This window comes from Streptomyces sp. NPDC001852 (genome assembly GCF_042891825.1).
In the GTDB taxonomy this organism is placed as follows: Bacteria; Actinomycetota; Actinomycetes; order Streptomycetales; family Streptomycetaceae; genus Streptomyces.
Map to the genome: position 1 here is coordinate 1 of NZ_JBIATN010000093.1, position 1,510 is coordinate 1,510.

The 1,510-nt window shown below is 69.5% G+C and carries 1 protein-coding gene; it reads right to left on the minus strand.

What is annotated here, in order from left to right; all coding sequences use genetic code 11:
- Window positions 1-37 precede the first annotated feature (37 nt).
- Window positions 38-1,246, minus strand: coding sequence for an IS110 family transposase (locus ACFYZB_RS46730; protein ID WP_388768275.1), 1,209 nt, complete (start codon window positions 1,244-1,246; stop codon window positions 38-40).
- Window positions 1,247-1,510 lie beyond the last annotated feature (264 nt).

A 1,510-nucleotide genomic window follows, 5' to 3' on the forward strand; every position in this document is an offset into this window, starting at 1 on the left:
GGGGGGTGCCTCTATGTCCTTCGTCAAGGCTGAGTGGTCATGCGGTGGCTGCTTCGGGGGTGCGTGGTTCGTAGAAGGTGCCGTCGCGGAGCATGGCGAAGAGCACGCTGATGCGGTGGCGGGCGAGGCGGAGGATGGCTTGGGTGTGGGTCTTCTTGCGGGCGCGTTGTTTGTCGTAGTAGGCGCGGGAGGCGGGGTCGTGCAGGGCTGCGAAGGCCGAGAGGAACATCGCCCGTTTCAGCTGCCGGTTGCCGCCTCTGGGCGCGTGTTCGCCGTGGATCGAGGTCCCCGACGACTTCGTTGTCGGGGCGAGTCCGGCGTAGGAGGCGAGGTGGGCGGCGGTGGGGAAGCTGGTTCCGTCGCCGACCGTGACCAGCAGCACTGCGGCGGTCCTGACCGCGACCCCGGGCATCGAGGTCAGGACCTTGGAAAGAGGGTGTGCCTCCAGGAGGGCGTTGATCTGGGTTTCCAGGGCCCGGCGCTGTTCGTGGACGGCGGCCAGGGAGCGGGCCAGGGATGGGATCACGATGTCGAGAGTGCCGGTCCCGGGGACGACGACGGTCTGTTCGTCGAGTGCGTCGAAGACCTCGTCGATCAGCCGCTGGGCCATGCGGGGGGCCTTGGGCCGGATCACCTCGACGAGTCTGCGGCGGCCGGCTTTGCGCAGGGCGGCCGGGGAGCCGTAGCGTTCCAGCAGCCAGGTCACGGCCGGGTGGTCCAGGCGAGGGCCCAGGACGCGTTCCAGCGAGGGGTGGAACTGGGTGAGCAGGCCGCGTATCCGGTTGGAGGTGCGGGTGGCCTCGGCCGCGAGGTCCTGGTCGAAGCCGACCAGCACGGTCAGCTCGGCGGTGATCTCGTCGGTGAGTTCCAGCGAGCGCAGCGCGTGGGGCAGGGTGCGGGCGGCGTCCGCGATGACCGCGGCGTCCTTCGCGTCGGTCTTGGCCTCGCCCGGGTAGAGGTCGGCGATCCGGCGCATTGCCAGGCCGGGCAGGTAGGCGACCTTGCAGCCCGCATCCCGTGCGACGGTGAGCGGGAGGGCGCCGATCGAGGCGGGCTGGTCCACGATCACCAGGACGGTGCCGAACTTCGCGGTCAGCTTGTCGAAGACGGCCCGCAGCTTCGGCTCGCTGTTGGGCAGCTGCTTGTCAAGGACCTTCTTCCCGGCCGGAGTGAGCCCGTGCCCGTGATGGGCGCTCTTGCCGACGTCCAGGCCGAGGAACACGCCCACGTCTTCGGTCTCGAACATCGCGCCCTTCCAGGAAAGTTGAATGTGCCGGCCTCGGCATCGGTGTCGTACGCGCGCATCCACGTTATGCAGACCTGCCGCCCGCGAGCTGTCCGGCATTGCGCCGGACCGGGCGGTGGCCGGACCTCTGATCAGCGTCTCCGACGGCACCTTCCGGGCCCGGTGACACCACCCCCCAGGTCATCCCTTCGACAGGGGGGAACAGTCATGCCGGGCCCGGAGGCCAGCGGCCCTCTTGCAGGACCGCGAAGAAGATAACGGGGG

Coding starts and splice junctions, on each gene's coding strand:
- ACFYZB_RS46730 (WP_388768275.1), bottom strand. CDS start 1,246: ATGTTCGAGACCGAAGACGTGGGCGTGTTCCTCGGCCTGGACGTCGGC.